Genomic DNA, 19,266 nt, shown 5'->3' with positions numbered 1-19,266 from the left:
GATTTACTTTATAACCCAGAAATTCGCCAACAAGTCTTAGGAGTAACAGGAGTTGTCGCGCAAATAGCAATGGATGTTGTTAGTGAACTGATACCTGCACAACAAGCTGTAGTTTTTGAAGTAGAAAATGATATTAATGCTTTTGCTGAATATTTGCGTTATGCAATTTTTGACGCTGCGGGTTTTGAGTCTTATTATCGTCAAGAACTCCAGAATTTAGTTGATAGTTTTAGAGAGAAAGAAGCAACTTGGACTGGTGTAGCATTAAATGAATGGTTACAAGGAAATCCCCTTTTATTAGCGGAAATACCAAATAATTTAAAATCTCAAACATCTAATTTAGAAGTTAGTGATAAATTACGACAATTATCTATTGCACTAAAAAGTAATCATTCACTTCCGCAGTAGAAATAATGATTCTGTTATAGAACTTACACCAAAAATTTTGAATGTTATTCATTTGTTGAAACACACAAGTCAACTCTTCTTGAATCAATGCTACAATCAACAAATAACTACTTGATGCCATATCAATATGATGATTGCACAAGACCTAGAACAATCAATAGAACAAACAAAAGACATCACCCCAGATGTTATATTTCCTCCCAGTGATTTATATAGCGATGAACCACCCGTGGAAACAGAACTGCATCTCAGACAAATTATCTTACTCTTACAATGTTTAGAATGGCTATGGAAAGATAGAACAGATTTCTATACAGCAGGAAATTTAACTATTTATTATAGTCCTCACCAGAAAAAAAATGAAAAGTCAAGAGGTCCTGATTTTTTCGTGGTTTTAGGAACAGAACGGAAAACCCGTAAAAGTTGGGTAGTCTGGGACGAAGATGGTAAATATCCCAACGTAATCATAGAAATTCTCTCACCCAGTACAGCTAACAGTGATAAAGTAACTAAAAAAGAACTTTATCAAAATACTTTTAGAACACCTGATTATTTTTGGTTTGATCCTTATACATTAGAATTTGTTGGTTTCTATTTAACTAATGGTCAATATCAACCTTTAGAACCTAATGAAAAAGGATATTTATGGAGTGAACAATTAGGTTTATATTTAGGAGTGCATGAGGGTTTACTAAGGTATTTTACCCCTGAAGGTGATTTAGTACCAACACCAGAAGAAACAGCAGAAGAGGAAACTAAGAAAGCAGTACAAGCAGATGCAAGAGCAAAACAGGAATCTAAAAGAGCAGCACAAGCAGACGCAAGAGCAGAACGTTTAGCAGCAAAATTAAGAGAATTAAATATTGATCCTGAGACAATTTAGAATGAGATTTTTGAGAAAATGAACTTAGAAGATATATCAATTTTAGAAACAAACTTTGATCACCTGATCGAAACCCTGCTAGAAAAAAAATCAGCAGATGAACATTTTACCGTCAGACTTAACAGCGAAAGAAGTCAATTTACTCGCTTCAATAATGCTAAAGTTAGACAAACAGGACTAGTTGCTGATGGTTCAATTACCCTAACTTTAATGGAAAATCAGCGCAGTAGTTTCTGTAAATTTCCTTTTACTGGTAACTGGGATATAGATTGGCAAACAGCATACCAAGCTTTACAAGATTTACGAGAAGAATTACATCTATTACCTGTTGATCCCTATTTGGTTTTACCTACAGGAAATAATGTTAGTAGAGAAGTACATACAGGTAAATTATTAGCACCGGAAAATGTGGTTAATTCTATTTTAGAATCGGTTGCTAATTTAGATTTTACTGGTATTTATGCTGGGGGAGTGATTATTAGAGGTTATGGTGATTCTAATGGGCAAAAACACTGGTTTGCAACTGATTCTTTTAATTTAGATTATTCTTTAATTATCAAATCAGGAAAAGCGGTAAAAGGTACTTTTGCTGGTAGTGCATGGGATGAAGCTGCTTATGTAGATAAGATAAATGATGGGAAAAAACAATTAGCTTTATTGTCTCGTCAACCCAAAGAACTACCTAGAGGAAATTATAAAACCTATTTTGCTCCTGCTGCGGTAGCAGAATTATTGGGAATGCTTTCTTGGGGTGCTATTAGTGAAGCTTCTATCCAACAGGGAAATAGTGCTTTAGCTGCTTTATCACGTCAGGAAAAACAACTTTCATCTAAATTCGTTTTAAAAGAAAATTTCACATCTGGTTTAGTTCCCAGATTTAATAATTTAGGAGAAATATCACCAGAGGAATTAACTTTAATAGAAAATGGTGTTTTGGTAAATAGTTTAGTTAATTCTCGCACAGCTAAGGAATATAATAAACCTGCCAATGGTGCTAATAGTTCAGAAACTTTACGTTCTCCTGAAATAAAGACAGGTGATTTAGCTTTTGCTGATATTTTACGCAGTTTAGATACTGGGTTGTATGTTTCTAATTTGCATTATTTAAATTGGAGCGATCGCCAAACTGCTAGAATTACAGGTATGACTCGTTATGCCTGTTTTTGGGTAGAAAATGGAGAAATAGTTGCACCTATAGAAAACCTCCGTTTTGATGAAAGTCTTTATCGCTGTTGGGGATCAGAAAATTTAGTTGACTTAACCAACTTTCAAGAATTTATTCCCGAAGTCGGTACTTATGAAAGTCGTCAATTAGGTGGTACTTTAGTTCCAGGAATGCTGGTGGAAGATTTCACATATAGTTACTAAAAATTTAGATTTTAGATTTTAGATTAGAGTTGACAAAAACAATCCAAAATCCAAAATCCAAAATCAATCACTCCTGACTCCTGACTCCTTTTATACCTGGTTATTGTGAAAAATGTTGTTTTCTTAATAAGCTAAAGTTTCTAAAGTTTCTCGTAAATACCGTTGTACTTGCTGTTCTAGGCGCAAACCCTTTAACTGAGCATTACTTTCTAGTTGCCAGCGTTGGAAACCGGAACTAGCAGAAATGGCATACTTCAGGTTTTGCCAAATGTGAGCATCACGAGAAAGCTGGCCGGTGATAGAAGCTGAAATTTGAGCCATAGTTCCTCATTCCTCGTTTTTCAATTTTAGAGTCAAACAATTTTAGATTTTAGACTTGAAATGGATTATTGTTTTGCCTAGAACGACAACAAAGAAACCAAATAAGCTAAATCTAACATTTTTTAAATGGGGCAGGAGGTGATCCATACCTACCCCGAAAATTTTGCAATCTTATTTAATCTTTTCTCAAGATAACGGTTACACAGCAACAAATTCTGTGTGATTGATCACTAAAACTAAGGATATTTTCGGTAAAATTCTGCCAAATAAGCTTTTTAAATTAACCAAAGGATTTTTAACTAAGTAAGTGGGCGTTGAAATTTATCCTTGTGGCAAGGCAAGAGGCAAGAGACTTTTAGCGATTTTACATTTTGTAATATACCTCAGTTTTTTTATGCCAACTTACTTATGGGTTTTAAGCTGTTTTATCTGTGTGATAGATAGTTATTTTTTTCTTTTATCTCTTCGCTCTCACCTGTCACCTGTCACCTGTCACCTGTCACCTGCCACCTGCTATATGAGTGCTGAGATTTATGTATGTGAATGTTGAAATAAAACCTATATCCATTCAACACTCATCAATTTACTCAGCACTCAAAAGTTGGTACTCAAGACTACTTAGTTAAGGTCAGGGTACGGCGTTTAGTTACCATTTGGTAAGCTTCGATGATATCATTTTCAGCCCAGTCATGGAACTTATCAATACCAATACCACATTCATAACCAGAGTTGACCTCGCGCACATCTTCTTTCATCCGTTTGAGGGAATCAAGAACACCTTCGTAGATCACCTTACTGCCGCGACGAACTCGCACTTTACAGTTACGAACCAGTTTTCCAGATTGTACATAACAACCAGCAACTGCGCCACGACCGACTGGGAAGACAGCACGGACTTCTGTTTGTCCTAAAGGTTCTTCCACTAACTCTGGTTCTAGCAGACCTTCCAAAGCTCCTTGGATATCTTCTAGCAGTTTGTAGATGATGTTGTATTCCCGCACATCCACACCTGCTTCATCGGCAGCTTGTCTAGCACCACTAGCATAAGTAGTGTTGAAGCCAATGATGACAGCGTTACTTGCCGCAGCTAAGTCGATATCTGTTTCTGTAATTTCTCCAGCAGTAGCCAACAACATCCGAATTTGTACTTCGTTTTGAGGTATTTGCTTGAGAGAGCCGATAATAGCTTCTACAGAACCTTGGACATCGCCTTTGAGTATCAAGTTGAGTTCTTTCAACTCGCCTTCTTGAGCTTGAGCCGATAGGGTTGTGAGGGTAACTCTTCCTTGTAACAAACGAGATTGACGTTGTTTGTCGGCTCGATCAGCAGCGATCGCTCGTGCTTGTTTTTCATTCTCGAACACTTCAAACTCATCACCTGCTGCGGGTACATCGCTTAAGCCTAGTACCTCAACCGCACAGGAGGGAGTAGCAGCTTCTACACGCTTACCTCGATCATCTACCATTGCCCGGACTTTACCAAATGCCGATCCCGCAACTAGCATATCTCCCACTTGGAGAGTACCGTTTTGAATCAACAAGGTAGCAACCGCACCCTTAGCTTTATCTAAGTGAGCTTCTATGACTGTTCCCTTAGCCACACGATTGGGGTTAGCGGAAAGTTCTCCAACTTCTGCCACCAAGAGAACCATTTCTAGCAGTGTATCCAGGTTTTCGCCCCTGATCGCACTCACAGGAACCATAATTGTCTCACCACCCCAGTCTTCTGCGGTTAAACCATAATTGGTCAGTTCTTGTTTAACCCGCTCTGGTTGTGCGCCTTCTTTGTCAATCTTGTTAATAGCGACAACAATCGGTACACCTGCGGCTTGAGCATGGCTAATCGCTTCCACTGTTTGCGGACGTACACCGTCATCTGCGGCTACAACCAAAATCGCAATATCTGTCACCCGCGCACCTCTAGCCCGCATTGCTGTGAAAGCTTCGTGACCAGGAGTATCTAGGAAGACAATCTGTTGTTGCTTACCATCATGTTCTACATCAACATGGTATGCGCCGATATGCTGGGTAATACCACCTGCTTCACCCGCCGCCACTTTAGTTTTGCGGATGGAGTCCAGTAGAGTAGTTTTACCGTGGTCTACGTGACCCATAATTGTCACCACGGGAGGACGACGAATCAGATGCTCCAGATCCTCAATGTCAATCATTTCTGTGACTTTGCGGGCTTCTGCTTCTGGTTCAGCCGTTTCCACTTCTACCTCTAGTTCTTTAGCTACTAGGGTAATGGTGGGAATATCCAGATTTTGGGTGATACTTACCGCCATGCCTTTCATAAACAGGATTTTCACAATCTCTGTATCGGCAATGACCAAAGCATCCGCCAACTCTTGTACTGTCATTGGTCCTGTGACAACCAGTTTTTCTGGACGCTCACGCTTAACTTCTACTTCCTGCTGACGGCGATTTTGGTCGCGTTGGGAACCAGGCTTTTTGTTTTTCGTGGGTGCAGATGTAACCAATGTTGGTTGCTGTGCAGGTCGAGCAGCCTTGGGCTTGGGTGGACGAGCTATAGACAGGCTGACTTGGACTGCGGCTGGAATTTCCAGACCTTCTTCATCCAGTAAGTCGTCTTCTTCAAAATCATCATCGAGGATGGGTTTAGCTCGCTTGCCTTTAGGTCCAACCTTGGCTTTCTCTTTGATTTCGTCAATTATTTCTTCTTCTTGCCACTTCTTCCCACCTTTAGATAGGCGTGGTGGTGTTGGCCGTTTCAAATCCAGCAAAGCTGGTGCGATCGGCTCATCCACCAATGCCTCTTTTTTACCTCCTCCAGACATTGGTTTGGGTGGAGTGGCTACAGGCATGGTGGCTACAGGTTCAGCAGGACGTGTTGGCCTGCTGGGTCGTTGCACCTCAGTTGATGGTGTGGGTGCAGATTTACTTCCCCTGTGTTCTGGTTTCACAGGTGATGGAGTTGAGCGACCCTGTTTTTGTGGTGTCTGCTCTGCTGTTCCTTTGTTGCCCCTGGGTTTTGAGTGTTCTCTTTCTTCTTCACGCCGTTGCTGACGATCGCGTTTGAGAATTGGTTTTTCCGCAGGAGATAGCTGTTCTGTGGCAGAAGCTTTTTCTTCCACAGGCCTTGCTGGTGGAGCAACCAGTTGCGGTTTTTGGGGTTTTTCCGGTTTGGGTCGATGACCAGCCGGTTTTTCTGGTTTTTCCGCTTTTATTTTTTCTGGGGCTGCTTGGACATTGGGTTTATGATCTGTTTCTGCCACAGGTTTCTGTGGTGTCTCAGATTGATTCCGGGGTACAGGTCGAGTTGGTGCCGTCGGTTTCATGGGTGAGACTGGTGTAGCGAAAGGCCGTGGAGGTGATGGAGAATTAGCTGTAACTTCGCCATGTACACTATCAGACGAAGCAACTTGGCTATTGGTAGCAACTGACGCTTCTGAGGCGTTGGAGGTAGTGTTTCTCAAGATTTTGGGTTTGCGAATTTCCAAAATTTGTTGTTTATGGGGTGCAGCAGGTCGGTTTCGGGAGCCAGTTTTTTGTGAATTTGGTTTATGGCTATTTGTACCTAATTCCTTTTTGGGCGTGACACTCGTGGCTGGGAGTTTTTCCGCAGCCTGTCGAATTTGTTCTGCCTCTGTTTCTGAAATCGTGCTGCTATGGCTTTTGACCGCGATGTTGAGCTGGTCGCAAATTGCTAGTAGCTCTTTGTTATCCAAATTCAATTCCTTTGATAATTCGTAGATTCTAACTTTGCCGTTGTTCATCCACTCTTTCCCCTTTAATTTACAGTTTTAACGGATGGTTGCCTGGTTTGCGACATCTCCATCCTTTGATCACTGTTTTTTAGGTTGCCCTTGGTGATGTTGCCGGTGCCTCCAATAATTAGGAAAGAGAGATGTTTCGGTTTAATACTGGCATCCCCACCGGGAATGATGGTTGACTGGACCCCATAAAATTTTTCTCAATAAAAAATTTTTTTGGGCATCCTTGATGCCGAACTGCGCTTTAACGCTACCAGGTTGCCATTTTTTAGGTTTTTGTTTTGCTGATTCTGAGTCTTCCACAACACAATCGAGTAAAACTTGTTGGGAGTATTGCTTCGTCTCTCTCCATTTTTAGAGAGCCACTTGCCTTTTACACCCATTTACTATTTTGGCACTAATCCGATACAAAAAAGCTAACTAATGCTAACAAGCTTTGATGCTTTTCCTTCCTGCTTCATCAGTTTCGACTACTCTCACTGAACTCCTAGAAGTGTCGGCACTATCTAGTCTACAGGCTTTCAGATTGGGTCTATCTCACCCTACTATTAAGTATTTAGGCTTGGTTCTCACCTAAAATACCTATCAATAATAGCATTTTCTTGTTTGCCCTGTCTGCTGACTCTCAGGCTACAGGATCTTTAGTATTCTCAATTCTCAAGTTTTTTTGTCAATGAGTAGACATAAATCTTGATCAAATGTGAGCATTTGTTAGCTTTTTTTAGGAAAACACTAACTAGCTTTTAACCTTTGTCTGACACAGCCTCTCTGGTATTTTAACCTTTGATCTGGCCGGAAATCAGGCAGTAGACTACCTTGGGCAAACCAGAATATTTAGTTTAATTAAATTTGATTTGGGGGATTGCGTTCACTAAGTCGCTGCCACAATGTTTGATACAGTGTTTCTGGCACTGTTCCATGTAGCGATCGCCCTAATCTATTTTTTTTCTGTGCTGCTTGTAGGCAGTCAGCTTGCGGGCAAATATAGGCAGAACGCCCCATGCCCTGATCTAATTGTACCTTCCTAGATGGAAAGACGCGGACAATCCGCCAAAACTCTTGTTTTTGTCCTACCCGGCGACAACTAATACAACGCCGATAGTTTGGTTTCATCGGGTTTTTGTTCAGTCAGGTGAGCAGTTTTTACTTGCTTGAGATACTTACCTCAGATTTGTTTTTGTTAATTTTCACACTTGCTAAATGTCTTCTAGTTTACCGTGAACTGTTGATAGTGAACAGACTATTGTCAAAAAACATTTGAGAATTAATCTGTCTCTTCCTCGTTAGTTTCAAAATTATCATTCTCTAATTCTAATTTGTCCTGATATTCATCTTCTAGTTGTTCCATCTCGGTTTCATCATTTTCTGCCTGATATTTTGCTCTCACAGCTGCAAATTTCGCATCTTCTGCGGCATAGTCATATTTAGCTTGATCTTTAATGTCAATTTTCCAGCCTGTCAGTCTGGCAGCTAATCTCACGTTTTGTCCTTCTTTCCCAATAGCTAAACTCAGTTGATCTTCTGCTACTAAAACGTGGGTTTGCCGACTTTCGGGATCCATTAAGCGCACTTCATCAACTCTGGCCGGACTCAAGGCATTGGCAATGTAAGTTGCTGGATCTGGAGACCAGCGAATTACATCTATTTTTTCACCCCGCAATTCATTGACTACCACTTGAATGCGTGATCCCCTCGCGCCAATACAAGCTCCAACTGGGTCTACATCTCGATCAAGTGTATCTACTGCTATTTTAGTCCGTGGACCGACATAACGGGAAGGAGGATTTGCTTCTCTAGCTACTGCCACTATTCGCACTACTTCGTCTTCAATTTCTGGGACTTCGTTGGCAAATAAATAAACTACTAACCCAGCATCAGCACGAGATACTAATAACTGTGGACCCCTTTGCTGTCCTTGGGAAACTTTTTTTAGATATACCTTAAAGGTGGTATTGGAACGGTATGTATCATTGGGTAGTTGTTCCCTTTTTGGTAATTCTGCTTCTACTTCTGGCTGACCAAAACCGCTGCTAACTGCCAAAATTACTGATTGTCTTTCAAATCTTAAAACTCTTGCTTGTAAAACGGTACTTTCTAAATCTTGAAATTCTTCTTGCACCATTTGACGTTGTTGATCCCGCAATTTCTGTGCCAGCACTTGTTTAGTTTGCATGGCTGCCATGCGTCCAAATTCTCCTTGATCTGGGGTGACATCTAAGACCACAGAATCACCTGATTGAGCTTCTGGCGCAACTTGTTGTACTTCATCTAAGGAAATTTGATGATCTGTATTAGTAACTTCTTCGACTATTGTTTTGGTAGAAAGAACTCGGAATCCTTCTCCTTCAATATCAAGTTCTACTTCAAAATTATCAAAATAATTTTCATCAAATTGTCGGCGCTCTAAATTTTGGGCGCGGCGATAACGTTCGTAACCTTTAAGTAATGCTTCTCTAATAGATGATTGCACTGCTAAACGTGGTAAATTTCGCTCGCGGCTAATGCTTTCAATTAAATCTTTTAATCCAGGTAAAGCAACCATTGACATAAGCAACATCTCCTTAATTTTTAAATTTTTATGTCAGCAACCAGCAATTTTTTGTATTTTAAATCTGGGATTTTAGATTTGTATCTAAAACCCTGAATCTAAAACCCTGCATCTAAAATCTCAATTTTAGTTAACTGCCCTCATCGAGTTGCACCCTGGTAACGAGGGAACGGGGTATCTGTACTACACGACCTTTTTGGTTTAAGTAAATTTTTGTTTCATCCCGGCGCATCAAGTTACCAATCCACTCTTGTTTTCCTTCGTAGGGTTCAGAAGTGGAGATCACCACGGGAAATCCTTTAAAGGAAATAAACTCCCTGTCTGTGTTCAATTGTCGGGAAATTCCAGGACTGGAGACTTCCAATACGTAAGCATCTGGAATCATCTCTGTCGCGTCTAAGGAGGCTTCTAAAGCACGGCTCATTCGTTCGCAATCGTCTAAACCAGTATCCTGTTGAGGGTTACGGATATCTACCCGCAAAACTGGTGGACGTTGGTTGGTATGAAAAACTATGCCAACTACTTCCAAACCCAGTTCTTCTGCTACTGGTTTCGCCAATTCAATAATTTGTGGAACTAAAGGATGAGTCATGGGAAAATTCAATAAAAAAAGTGGGCTTCTACCCACTTCCGGCGATAGGGATATCTTCCAAGAAGTCTTGTGACGAACCTGTATTGGTTCGCCCCTAACATGAGTGTAGCGTATTTTTTTCGTTAGTCATTAGTGATTGGTGACTGGTAATTGGTGATTGGGTTATTAATTTACCTATACACCCATGCACCCAACACCTGTACACTTCTATGCTTTAAAACTTTTATCAATAAATGTGGGAACAGTAGCTTGCGATCGCATCCTTCTTGTTTGTTCGATAATTTGCTCAATATCTTCTTGGGATAGACGTTGAACATAATTAATTTTCACTTCTTCTAAAAAGTCATTGAGCAAACTTTGAATCTCTGAAATTACGTGTTTTTCCTGGATTTCTGCACCTAAAACCGTATTAAATTTTTTCACTAACTGACTAGAAAGTTGGGCTGCCACTGGATCTTTAAAGGCGCTAACCAAGGCAAGATATAGGTTTGTGGTGATTTGATTGGCCAATTGTTCACTTAGCTGATTTTGTGCCTGTCCTACTCCTGGCAGCATGAGCAGGTTACGATAAACAGGTACTTGCCTAAAAGCAAGTTCGATATTGTGCCGCAAAATGGCATTCATTTCTGGTTGTATTTTTGGTAAGACTTGAGTAACGATGGTTTGTATTAACAGTCCTGAAAGTGCTTCTACTTCGTTAATATTATTAATATCAATGTAGGCACGCTCTTTTTCCGGTTGTAATAACCACCTAGTAATATCACCGCGCTGTATTGAAACCTGCATTTGGTTAATTACCCGCACTACCACAATTTCTGTGATTTCTTCGGCAAAATTGGCTACTATACCTTGGTGAATTTGCCTTCTCACTAAATGTAGATCAATTAACCCGGCTTGATCTAGACGAACTAATACTGGCAAAACTCGCAACCAACGCCAAAAGGGAATTACTAAAAATAGGTCATACCAACGCCATAAAATCGCTTCTAACCAGCTTAAATGGCGATTTTGACGTTTTATATAAAAAGTACGTAATAGCAATTCTAAGCCAAATATCACGACAAACGGTAAATCAATTAACCAAAAATCATCTATAAATTCGCCATTTTCGCCTATTTTGCGATAATAATTAGAGGCAATGCCTGGACGAATTTGCTGGTTAAAAAAATTAATTTCTTGTATCCAACCCCGTTTAGATAAATATTCCACACTCCAAAAAGTAGCAAAGGCGCGTTTGGCTGATTCTTGACCGATGTGTTCCCGCATCCGGTTTTTAATTTTTTCCAGAGTTCCACTTTTACCCGCACCTGCAAAGGGATTACTATCAATCATCTCGTTGCTGAGACGGCTGATTTCTGCTAACTTGATTTTTACTTGAGGGGAGTTTAAACCGGTTTGGCTAACTTGTGCTTCTAAAGCTGCTACTGTTTCTAGATAATTTTTCGTGTCTCGATGGGGTTCAATACCTTTAATCGGGTCATAAATCTGGGTGATTTGGGGAAGTTGGCGAAAATAGAAATCCCGCCAAGGTACGTAACTCAAATCAAACACTACTAACCCTAAGTTAAGACTGGCTGCGATCGCCATTAACTTTTCCAACCATAGATTAGCTTGTTTTCGAGGTTTTAATTTATTCATTATTAGTTAATTTCTATACTCAATATTAAGTCTTTCTCTTCTTTAGTTTAAGATATTGTTTAATTATCCCCTTCTTGAGTGCAATTTCTGTATAATGTCTTTACTTAATCAAGGAGTTCTGTAAAAAAAGTATATATTTTTACAAATATGTGTTATCCAATAAGTATATGAACATTTTTATTGTAATAAATAGTGAGGTAGATACCAAATACACGACTTACTTCAAAAAAGTATCTTTTGCAAATGGGTGTAAGGTTTTAGGTTTTTATCTACCTCATATCTCTGGTTTTTACAGCAGTTTTCATGTCTTTAGACCACAGTAAGGGCGAAGCATTCGGATGATAGTCTTAGGTAAAAACCGATAATTAATTGTCCGAATGCTGATGCTTCCAGCACGCTTCGCGAACGCCCCTACATTGTTGACGCGAAACCTAAATCAAAATGTGGTTTATTTACCTGAAAATAGCTGTAATCCGATGATTAGCCGTGACATTCCAACAATTGAAATTACCACATTTCCACTAAAAATCAAACAATAACACATAGGAAAAATCTGTTTATATGTCAAACGTACCAAAAAATGATCTGCCAACTTTATTAGTTACAGGTGGTGCAGGATTTATAGGGGCTAACTTTGTTCTCCAATTTAGAAAAAATCAGTGGGCTAATATCATTAATTTAGATAAACTTACTTATGCTAGTAATCTACAAAATTTAGCTGAATTACAAGATGATCCCAATTATGCTTTTATTCAAGGAGATATTGGTAATTTTGAATTAGTCAGTTATTTGTTAGAAAAATATCAACCAGATGCAGTAATTAACTTTGCGGCAGAAACTCATGTAGATCGTTCAATTCTCACTCCCATTAATTTTATCCAAACTAACGTGATGGGAACATTCCATTTATTAGAAGCAAGTAAAGTTTATTGGCAAAAACTCAAATCAGAAAAACAAGAAAAATTCCGATTTTTGCATATATCTACCGATGAAGTTTATGGTTCTTTAAATCCAGAAGATCCAGCTTTTAGAGAAGATACACCTTATGCACCAAATAGCCCTTATGCAGCTTCTAAAGCTAGTGCAGATCATTTAGTTAGATCCTACTATCACACCTATAATTTACCTACTTTAACTACTAATTGTTCTAATAATTATGGACCGTTACAGTTTCCTGAAAAACTGATTCCTTTAATGATTCTCAATGCTGTAAATGGTAAACCATTACCTATCTATGGTGACGGTAAAAATATTAGAGATTGGTTATATGTAAGTGATCATTGTGATGCTATTTATCTGGTTGTAAAGGAAGGTAAAATTGGCGAAAGTTATAATGTTGGGGGATTGAATGAACAAACTAACTTAGTAGTTGTGAATAAAATTTGTGAATTTTTGGATACGTTAGCACCCAAAGAGAATTTTCAATATTCATCTTTAATTACCTTTATTAAAGATCGTCCTGGACATGATCGCCGCTATGCTATTGATTGTAGTAAAATCACCAAAGAATTAGGATGGCAACCCAAGGAAAATTTTGATAGTGGTTTGTTAAAAACTGTGCAATGGTATCTTGATAATTCTGCTTGGGTAGAATCTATTTTTACAGGAGAATATAAAAACTGGATTCAGAAAAATTACGAAAGTCGTTAAAGGAGTAGGGGGAATTCATGAATTCCCCCCACTTCCGTTTTATTTTGCGTAAGTCCTGGATTTATTTAGGATTTATTTAGGATTTATTTAGTAATAATTAATTCGCTGTATAAGGATGGTAAAATGAAGGGTATTATTCTCGCAGGTGGTTCGGGTACAAGACTTTATCCATTAACACAAGTTGTGAGTAAACAATTAATGTCTGTTTATGACAAACCGATGATTTACTATCCTTTATCAGTGTTGATGTTAGCGGGAATTAGAGAAATTTTGATTATTTCCACACCCACAGATTTACCTCTTTTTCAAAGATTGCTAAAAGATGGTAGTCAATGGGGTTTAAAGTTTAGTTATGTAGAACAACCAAAACCAGAAGGTTTAGCACAAGCTTTTATTTTGGGAAAAGATTTTATCAAAAATGATTCAGTATGTTTAATTTTAGGAGATAATATTTTTTATGGTCATGGTTTCACAGAAGTTTTAACCCGTGCTGCTCAATTGCAAAATGGAGGTTTAGTTTTTGGTTATAAAGTCACTCACCCGGAAAGTTATGGTGTGATTGAATTTGATAGTACAGGTAAAGCAATTAGTATTGAAGAAAAACCAAAAAGTCCTAAATCAAAATATGCAGTACCGGGAATTTATTTTTATGATTCCCAAGTTACAGAAATAGCTGCTAGTTTGAAACCTTCTGCACGGGGTGAGCTAGAAATTACTGATGTGAATTTAGCTTATTTAAAGCAAGATCAATTAAAGGTAGAAATTTTAGGAAGAGGATATGCTTGGTTAGATACGGGTACACATGAATCTTTACATCAAGCTAGTAATTTTATCCAAACTTTAGAACAAAGACAGGGATTGAAAATAGCTTGTATTGAAGAAATTGCCTATTATCAAGGATATATTGATACTCAACAACTTAGTTATTTGGTTGAGTCTATGGGTAAAAGTAGTTATGGTCTTTATTTAAGACGAATTTTAGAAAATGAAATTACTTTTAATTGAGAAATGATATAAAAAAATTATGTCCTCGACTTCTAAGATCAATTTATAATTTTTGTACACAATCAATAAAAGAAGTCAGTGATCTATAATTAAACCTCGAGCAAAGGAGAATTTGATGAAGATTATAAATATAGAAATTCCTGATGTGCTATTAATTGATCCCAAGGTTTTTGGAGATGACAGGGGTTTTTTATATGAAAGTTTTAATGAAAGAGTTTTTTTAGACAAAACCGGAATATTACCTCATTTTGTTCAAGATAATCATTCGCGTTCAGTGAAAAATGTGTTACGCGGGTTGCATTATCAAATTCAACAACCACAAGGAAAATTAGTCAGAGTTGTAGTTGGTGAAGTTTTTGATGTTGCTGTTGATTTGCGAAAAAGTTCTCCTACTTTTAGTCAATGGGTAGGTGTGCATTTATCAGCAGAAAATAAACATCAATTGTGGATACCACCGGGTTTTGCTCATGGTTTTTTAGTGTTATCTGAATATGCAGATTTTTTGTATAAAACCACTGATTATTATGCACCAGAATATGACCGCACTATTTTATGGAATGATCCTGATTTAGCTATTGCTTGGCCGATTGAAGATGAACCAATTATTTCTACTAAGGATAAAGTAGGTAAGTTATTTTCAGAAGCGGAGGTTTATCAATGAAAATTCTATTAACTGGTGTTTCTGGCCAGGTGGGTTGGGAATTACAACGTACTTTAATGACTATGGGTGATGTTATTTCTGTGGGAAGAAATCAATTAGATTTAGCACAACCAGATACAATTAGTGCTACAATTAGGGATATAAAACCAGATTTAATTGTCAATCCTGCTGCTTATACTGCGGTGGATAAAGCAGAATCAGAACCCGATTTAGCAATGTCAATTAATGGTGTTGCACCTGGTATTATAGCTGAAGAAGCTAAACGTTTGGGATCAGCTATAATTCACTATTCTACTGATTATGTTTTTGATGGTAATAACAGTCTTCCTTATCAAGAAGATGAACTCAAAAATCCCCAAAATGTCTATGGTAAAACTAAGTTAGCTGGTGAGGAAGCAATTACATCAGTCGGTGTTAATCATCTTATTTTCCGTACTAGCTGGGTTTATGGTTTACGTGGTAAAAACTTCTTATTAACGATGCAAAGATTAGCAAAAGAAAGAGAAGAAATTAAAGTAGTTGATGATCAAATTGGCGCACCGACTTGGAGTAGAATGATTGCAGAAATCACAGCACAAGTTATTACTCAAGGTCAAAATAACCTAACTGATTTTTTTGCTAATAAAGGAGGAATATATAATTTATCTCCTATTGGAAAAACTAGCTGGTATGGTTTTGCGAAGGCGATTTTTAATGATGATTTTCCCAATAATGAACGTAAATTAAAACGGTTAATTCCTATTACTACTCCAGAATATCCTACACCTGCATCTAGACCAGCTTTTTCTTTGTTAGATAATCAAAAATTTTCTGATACTTTTGGGTTAAAAATGCCAGAATGGGATCAAGTTTTAAAATTAGTTATTGATAGTTAAAAAATCTGATCTCCCTTAAAACAGGAAAAAATTAAAATTTTTAGCGGGGATCAAAACTCTGTGTCTGGAGTGGTTCGTTGAATAAACATCAAACGCAGATGCACGCGGATATTTGTTATTCATCCTCATCTTTTTCATCTGTTTCTAAATCAATATCTTCCAAAGATTGATGAGGAATAGCAGCAATTATGGCATCTATGACTTTAGAAACTTGTAAAATTTCTATGTTTAAATCAGGAAACTTTTGACCTTTGGGTATTATCGCTCGTTTAAATCCCAGTTTTGCTGCTTCTTTTAACCTCAGTTCCATTTGGGAAACCGATCGCACTTGTCCCCCTAAACCTACTTCCCCTATTAATACTGTTTCGGGATCAACTATTCTATCTCGAAAACTGGCAACAATGGCGATCGCAATCCCTAAGTCTACCGCAGGTTCTTCTACATTCAAACCCCCCGCAGATGCAACGTAGGAATCTAATTTTGACATGGGTATCCCCACCCGCTTTTCTAATACTGCTAAAATTTGCACTAAGCGGTTATAATCTATCCCCGTGCCAGCGCGTCGGGGTGAAGGGTAGCTGGTAGGACTAACTAAAGCTTGCAATTCTACAACTATCGGTCTTGTTCCTTCACAAGCCACTACAATAGCTGTACCGGGTGCGGGGTCGTCGCGGTTTCCCAGAAACAGTTCTGAAGGATTGGGTACTTCCCTTAATCCATTAGACACCATTTCAAATATACCAATTTCATGGGTAGCTCCGAAACGATTTTTAACAGTTCTTAATAATCTGTGGGAAGCAAAGCGATCGCCTTCAAAATACAAAACCGTATCTACTAAATGTTCTAAAACCCTCGGTCCTGCGATAGTTCCTTCTTTGGTAACGTGACCAACAATTAACATTGTAATATCTTCATGTTTTGCCACCTTCATTAAAGCGGCGGTACATTCCCGCACCTGCGCTACTGAACCGGGTGCAGATGTCAAAGCTGGGAAGAATACAGTTTGTATACTATCAATCACCGCCAGATTAGGTTTGAGAGAATCAATTTCCCGCAAAATTTCCTCTAAATCCGTTTCTGGTAAGACATATAAATCAGAACCAATGGTATGATGTTCTATAATTTCTTCTGTATTTTTACATACTTTATCGGTATCTGTAACTTCTTCTTCGTTCTCCGAATTTTCTTCAGTGACAACATTGATCGGTTTAGACATTCCCAAACGAGAAGCGCGTAATTTTACCTGTTGTCCTGATTCCTCACCAGTAACGTAGAGAATACGGTATCTTTGGGATAATTCGTTAGAAACTTGCAGTAAGAGAGTAGATTTACCAATACCGGGATCACCACCGATGAGAACCATCGAACCAGGGACAACACCGCCACCAAGTACCCGATCTAACTCGCCATAACCGGATTCCCACCGAGCAATTTGGCGATCGCTAATTTGATCGAAAGTCAGAGAAGCCCTTGGTTTAGCGGGTTTACTGCTGCTGGGTTTAATTCCCCCTGGTGCAGCGTGCCAGTTACCTACTCCCCCCCGACTGGGTATATCTACTCCAAAAGGTGTAGCATTCTCTTCCACTAAAGAATCATAAGTGTCACAATTTGCACACTTGCCGAACCACTGGGAGAACTCGGCTCCGCATTTGCTACATATAAAAATAGTTTTGGGCTTTGCCATGGGTAATTTTTATTTAAGAATCTTAATTTTTGTTTAAGTTTTAGAAAAAACTCAAGTTAAATAATAGTAGTAGTTACAGCTTTTTCAGATTAACTGATGCAATGATATCTTAATATTATGGTAATAAAATTCATAATGTTAAAAATTTAGTTAGGGAGCGTGAAGAAACTTGGAAAGTCATAAAGAAAAAATCCTGGTAGTAGACGACGAAGCAAGCATTAGGCGGATTTTGGAAACACGCCTTTCCATGATTGGCTATGATGTAGTGACAGCAGGTGATGGAGAAGAAGCCTTAGAAACTTTTCACAAATCCGAACCAGACCTGGTAGTTTTGGATGTGATGATGCCAAAGCTAGATGGTTACGGTGTTTGTCAAGAACTACGCAAAGAATCCGATGTTCCCATCATCATGTTAACAGCCTTGGGTGATGTAGCTGATCGGATCACCGGACTAGAATTAGGCGCTGATGACTACGTAGTTAAGCCATTTTCTCCCAAAGAACTAGAAGCGCGTATTCGCTCAGTTTTACGCAGAGTAGATAAAACTGGTGCTAGTGGTATTCCCAGTTCTGGAGTGATTCATGTTGGAAACATCAGGATAGATACCAATAAACGCCAAGTTTACAAAGGGGATGAACGCATCCGCTTAACCGGCATGGAATTTAGCTTATTAGAACTATTAGTTAGTCGTTCTGGAGAGGCTTTTTCTCGTTCTGAAATTTTACAAGAAGTTTGGGGTTACACACCAGAACGCCATGTAGATACTCGCGTAGTAGATGTACATATTTCCCGGTTACGGGCAAAATTAGAAGATGACCCCAGCAACCCAGAACTTATACTTACTGCTAGAGGTACTGGTTATCTATTTCAACGCATCCTGGAAGCAGGGGAAGAGTAATTAGGTGACAGGTGACAGTAAGAAGGCAAAAGGCAAGAGGCAAAAGTTTATTCTTACCAATTACCAATCACCAATTACCAATTACCAATTACCAATTACCAATTACCAATTACCAATTACCCATTACCCATTACCCATTACCCATTACCCATTACCCATTACCCATTACCCATTACCCATTACCAATGACCAATGACCAAATCTGATCCTAATCGAGTTTTACGGCGTTTACCCTTGGTAGTTGGGGGTTTAGGTGCTGTGCTTTTGTTTGTAAATCGGTTGTTAACACCGGAACTGACAGACTCTCAAGCACGGGGGGATGTGCTGGGAGTGATTTTGAGTGCAGTGTTAATTTTAACAGGTTTAATTTGGCAACAAGTACAACCTAAAACCCCTGATACAGTAGAACTGATCGGAGAAGAGGGTTTTGTGTTAGATCCTGATTTACCAGAAACCGTGAAAACAGAATTAGCTTGGGCATCAAGGTTATTGTTAACTAATACAGTTACGCGATCGCTTGTAGTTTATTACCAAGGTAAAGTTCTGTTACGTCGCGGTATTCTGGGTGCTAAATCAGAAGTTACCCCTGGTGCAATATTGAAAAGAGTATTAGAAACCCAAAAACCGGTTTATTTAGTAGCTTTAAAAGTCTATCCTGGCAAAATTGAATTTGATTATTTACCCGAAAATACCCAAGGTGTAATTTGTCAACCTATTGGTAAAGAAGGTGTGTTAATTTTAGGAGCAAATGCTCCCCGCAGTTATACAAAACAAGATGAAAATTGGATTGCGGGAATAGCTGATAAATTAGCTGTTAATCTTAGTAATGGGTGATTATTGGTGATTGGTAATGGGTGATTGGTGATTGGTGATTGGTGACTGGGGGGAAATCTTTACCTCCTGACTCCTGACTCCTGACTCCTGACTCCTGACTCCTGACTCCTGACTCCTGACTCCTGACTCCTGACTCCTGACTCCTGACTCCTGACTCCTGACTC

17 protein-coding genes are annotated in these 19,266 nt (G+C 38.7%); 10 read left to right on the top strand and 7 right to left on the bottom strand.

The genetic code is table 11. The annotated features are described in order from the left end of the window. Positions 1–69 precede the first annotated feature (69 nt). The 3 genes from H6F47_RS17730 to H6F47_RS17720 all read left to right on the top strand — a co-directional run bounded on the left by H6F47_RS17730 (position 70) and on the right by H6F47_RS17720 (position 2,659). Positions 70–408, top strand: coding sequence for a hypothetical protein (locus H6F47_RS17730; RefSeq protein ID WP_199291202.1), 339 nt, complete (start codon positions 70–72; stop codon positions 406–408). 127 nt (positions 409–535) lie between these two features. Next, positions 536–1,291, top strand: a complete 756-nt coding sequence (locus H6F47_RS17725) for a Uma2 family endonuclease (RefSeq protein ID WP_190650284.1) — start codon at positions 536–538, stop codon at positions 1,289–1,291. An 18-nt stretch (positions 1,292–1,309) separates the two neighbouring features. After that, positions 1,310–2,659: a TldD/PmbA family protein gene (locus tag H6F47_RS17720; RefSeq protein WP_190650282.1), complete on the top strand. Its 1,350-nt coding sequence runs from the start codon at positions 1,310–1,312 to the stop codon at positions 2,657–2,659. Between the two features lie 123 nt (positions 2,660–2,782). Here H6F47_RS17720 and H6F47_RS17715 read toward each other — a convergent pair whose 3' ends face one another. The 6 genes from H6F47_RS17715 to H6F47_RS17690 all read right to left on the bottom strand — a co-directional run bounded on the left by H6F47_RS17715 (position 2,783) and on the right by H6F47_RS17690 (position 11,495). Next, positions 2,783–2,980, bottom strand: coding sequence for a hypothetical protein (locus H6F47_RS17715; protein WP_096570288.1), 198 nt, complete (start codon positions 2,978–2,980; stop codon positions 2,783–2,785). Positions 2,981–3,594: 614 nt separating this feature from the next. Continuing rightward, positions 3,595–6,720 (bottom strand): translation initiation factor IF-2, encoded by a 3,126-nt coding sequence (gene infB / locus H6F47_RS17710; RefSeq protein ID WP_137666007.1) that lies wholly within the window; start codon positions 6,718–6,720, stop codon positions 3,595–3,597. An 840-nt stretch (positions 6,721–7,560) separates the two neighbouring features. Then, positions 7,561–7,830, bottom strand: a complete 270-nt coding sequence (locus H6F47_RS17705; protein ID WP_096570286.1) for a YlxR family protein — start codon at positions 7,828–7,830, stop codon at positions 7,561–7,563. A 151-nt stretch (positions 7,831–7,981) separates the two neighbouring features. Beyond that, the gene (gene nusA, locus H6F47_RS17700; RefSeq protein WP_190346510.1) at positions 7,982–9,265 is read right to left on the bottom strand and encodes a transcription termination factor NusA; all 1,284 of its coding nucleotides are present in this window, start codon (positions 9,263–9,265) and stop codon (positions 7,982–7,984) included. Positions 9,266–9,395: 130 nt separating this feature from the next. After that, a complete protein-coding gene (gene rimP, locus H6F47_RS17695; protein WP_096570282.1) occupies positions 9,396–9,857 on the bottom strand; it encodes a ribosome maturation factor RimP in 462 nt (153 codons plus the stop codon). Positions 9,858–10,064: 207 nt separating this feature from the next. Next, the gene (locus H6F47_RS17690; protein ID WP_190650280.1) at positions 10,065–11,495 is read right to left on the bottom strand and encodes a hypothetical protein; all 1,431 of its coding nucleotides are present in this window, start codon (positions 11,493–11,495) and stop codon (positions 10,065–10,067) included. 561 nt (positions 11,496–12,056) lie between these two features. Between H6F47_RS17690 and rfbB the strand changes: the two genes are divergently transcribed. From rfbB to rfbD, 4 genes are all read left to right on the top strand, one after another. After that, positions 12,057–13,145: a dTDP-glucose 4,6-dehydratase gene (gene rfbB, locus H6F47_RS17685; RefSeq protein WP_190650278.1), complete on the top strand. Its 1,089-nt coding sequence runs from the start codon at positions 12,057–12,059 to the stop codon at positions 13,143–13,145. A gap of 123 nt (positions 13,146–13,268) precedes the next feature. Further along, a complete protein-coding gene (gene rfbA, locus H6F47_RS17680) occupies positions 13,269–14,150 on the top strand; it encodes a glucose-1-phosphate thymidylyltransferase RfbA (RefSeq protein ID WP_190650276.1) in 882 nt (293 codons plus the stop codon). Between the two features lie 115 nt (positions 14,151–14,265). Next, on the top strand, positions 14,266–14,811 hold the full coding sequence (gene rfbC / locus H6F47_RS17675) for a dTDP-4-dehydrorhamnose 3,5-epimerase (RefSeq protein ID WP_190650274.1): 546 nt from the start codon (positions 14,266–14,268) through the stop codon (positions 14,809–14,811). Further along, positions 14,808–15,686, top strand: a complete 879-nt coding sequence (gene rfbD / locus H6F47_RS17670) for a dTDP-4-dehydrorhamnose reductase (protein WP_190650272.1) — start codon at positions 14,808–14,810, stop codon at positions 15,684–15,686. The genes rfbC and rfbD overlap by 4 nt, the downstream gene beginning before the upstream one ends. A 115-nt stretch (positions 15,687–15,801) precedes the next feature. On the opposite strand, the gene radA is transcribed toward rfbD, so the two are convergent. Beyond that, positions 15,802–17,370 carry a DNA repair protein RadA gene (gene radA, locus H6F47_RS17665; RefSeq protein WP_096570270.1) on the bottom strand — a complete coding sequence of 523 codons (1,569 nt, stop codon included), beginning with the start codon at positions 17,368–17,370 and terminating at the stop codon, positions 15,802–15,804. Positions 17,371–17,539: 169 nt separating this feature from the next. Between radA and rpaB the strand changes: the two genes are divergently transcribed. The 3 genes from rpaB to H6F47_RS17650 are packed head-to-tail and all read left to right on the top strand — an operon-like array spanning position 17,540 to position 19,102. Next, positions 17,540–18,268, top strand: a complete 729-nt coding sequence (rpaB, locus tag H6F47_RS17660; protein WP_096570268.1) for a response regulator transcription factor RpaB — start codon at positions 17,540–17,542, stop codon at positions 18,266–18,268. Between the two features lie 4 nt (positions 18,269–18,272). Beyond that, positions 18,273–18,464 carry a hypothetical protein gene (locus H6F47_RS17655; RefSeq protein ID WP_190650269.1) on the top strand — a complete coding sequence of 64 codons (192 nt, stop codon included), beginning with the start codon at positions 18,273–18,275 and terminating at the stop codon, positions 18,462–18,464. After that, on the top strand, positions 18,461–19,102 hold the full coding sequence (locus H6F47_RS17650) for a cofactor assembly of complex C subunit B (protein WP_096570266.1): 642 nt from the start codon (positions 18,461–18,463) through the stop codon (positions 19,100–19,102). The genes H6F47_RS17655 and H6F47_RS17650 overlap by 4 nt, the downstream gene beginning before the upstream one ends. Positions 19,103–19,266: the final 164 nt, after the last annotated feature.

The organism is Sphaerospermopsis sp. FACHB-1094 (assembly GCF_014696195.1).
GTDB classification, from domain to species: Bacteria; Cyanobacteriota; Cyanobacteriia; order Cyanobacteriales; family Nostocaceae; genus Sphaerospermopsis; species Sphaerospermopsis kisseleviana.
Note: the sequence above shows the minus strand (reverse complement) of the source record. Positions and strands in the feature narration are given on the sequence as shown.

Bases quoted from the DNA above. Each gene is read 5' to 3' on its own strand.
- H6F47_RS17730 (WP_199291202.1), top strand. From the start codon at position 70: ATGGATGTTGTTAGTGAACTGATACCTGCACAACAAGCTGTAGTTTTT.
- rimP (WP_096570282.1), bottom strand. From the start codon at position 9,857: ATGACTCATCCTTTAGTTCCACAAATTATTGAATTGGCGAAACCAGTA.
- H6F47_RS17715 (WP_096570288.1), bottom strand. From the start codon at position 2,980: ATGGCTCAAATTTCAGCTTCTATCACCGGCCAGCTTTCTCGTGATGCT.
- rfbB (WP_190650278.1), top strand. From the start codon at position 12,057: ATGTCAAACGTACCAAAAAATGATCTGCCAACTTTATTAGTTACAGGT.
- nusA (WP_190346510.1), bottom strand. From the start codon at position 9,265: ATGTCAATGGTTGCTTTACCTGGATTAAAAGATTTAATTGAAAGCATT.
- H6F47_RS17650 (WP_096570266.1), top strand. From the start codon at position 18,461: ATGACCAAATCTGATCCTAATCGAGTTTTACGGCGTTTACCCTTGGTA.
- H6F47_RS17720 (WP_190650282.1), top strand. From the start codon at position 1,310: ATGAACTTAGAAGATATATCAATTTTAGAAACAAACTTTGATCACCTG.
- H6F47_RS17690 (WP_190650280.1), bottom strand. From the start codon at position 11,495: ATGAATAAATTAAAACCTCGAAAACAAGCTAATCTATGGTTGGAAAAG.
- rfbC (WP_190650274.1), top strand. From the start codon at position 14,266: ATGAAGATTATAAATATAGAAATTCCTGATGTGCTATTAATTGATCCC.
- infB (WP_137666007.1), bottom strand. From the start codon at position 6,720: ATGAACAACGGCAAAGTTAGAATCTACGAATTATCAAAGGAATTGAAT.
- rfbA (WP_190650276.1), top strand. From the start codon at position 13,269: ATGAAGGGTATTATTCTCGCAGGTGGTTCGGGTACAAGACTTTATCCA.
- radA (WP_096570270.1), bottom strand. From the start codon at position 17,370: ATGGCAAAGCCCAAAACTATTTTTATATGTAGCAAATGCGGAGCCGAG.
- H6F47_RS17705 (WP_096570286.1), bottom strand. From the start codon at position 7,830: ATGAAACCAAACTATCGGCGTTGTATTAGTTGTCGCCGGGTAGGACAA.
- rfbD (WP_190650272.1), top strand. From the start codon at position 14,808: ATGAAAATTCTATTAACTGGTGTTTCTGGCCAGGTGGGTTGGGAATTA.
- H6F47_RS17725 (WP_190650284.1), top strand. From the start codon at position 536: ATGATGATTGCACAAGACCTAGAACAATCAATAGAACAAACAAAAGAC.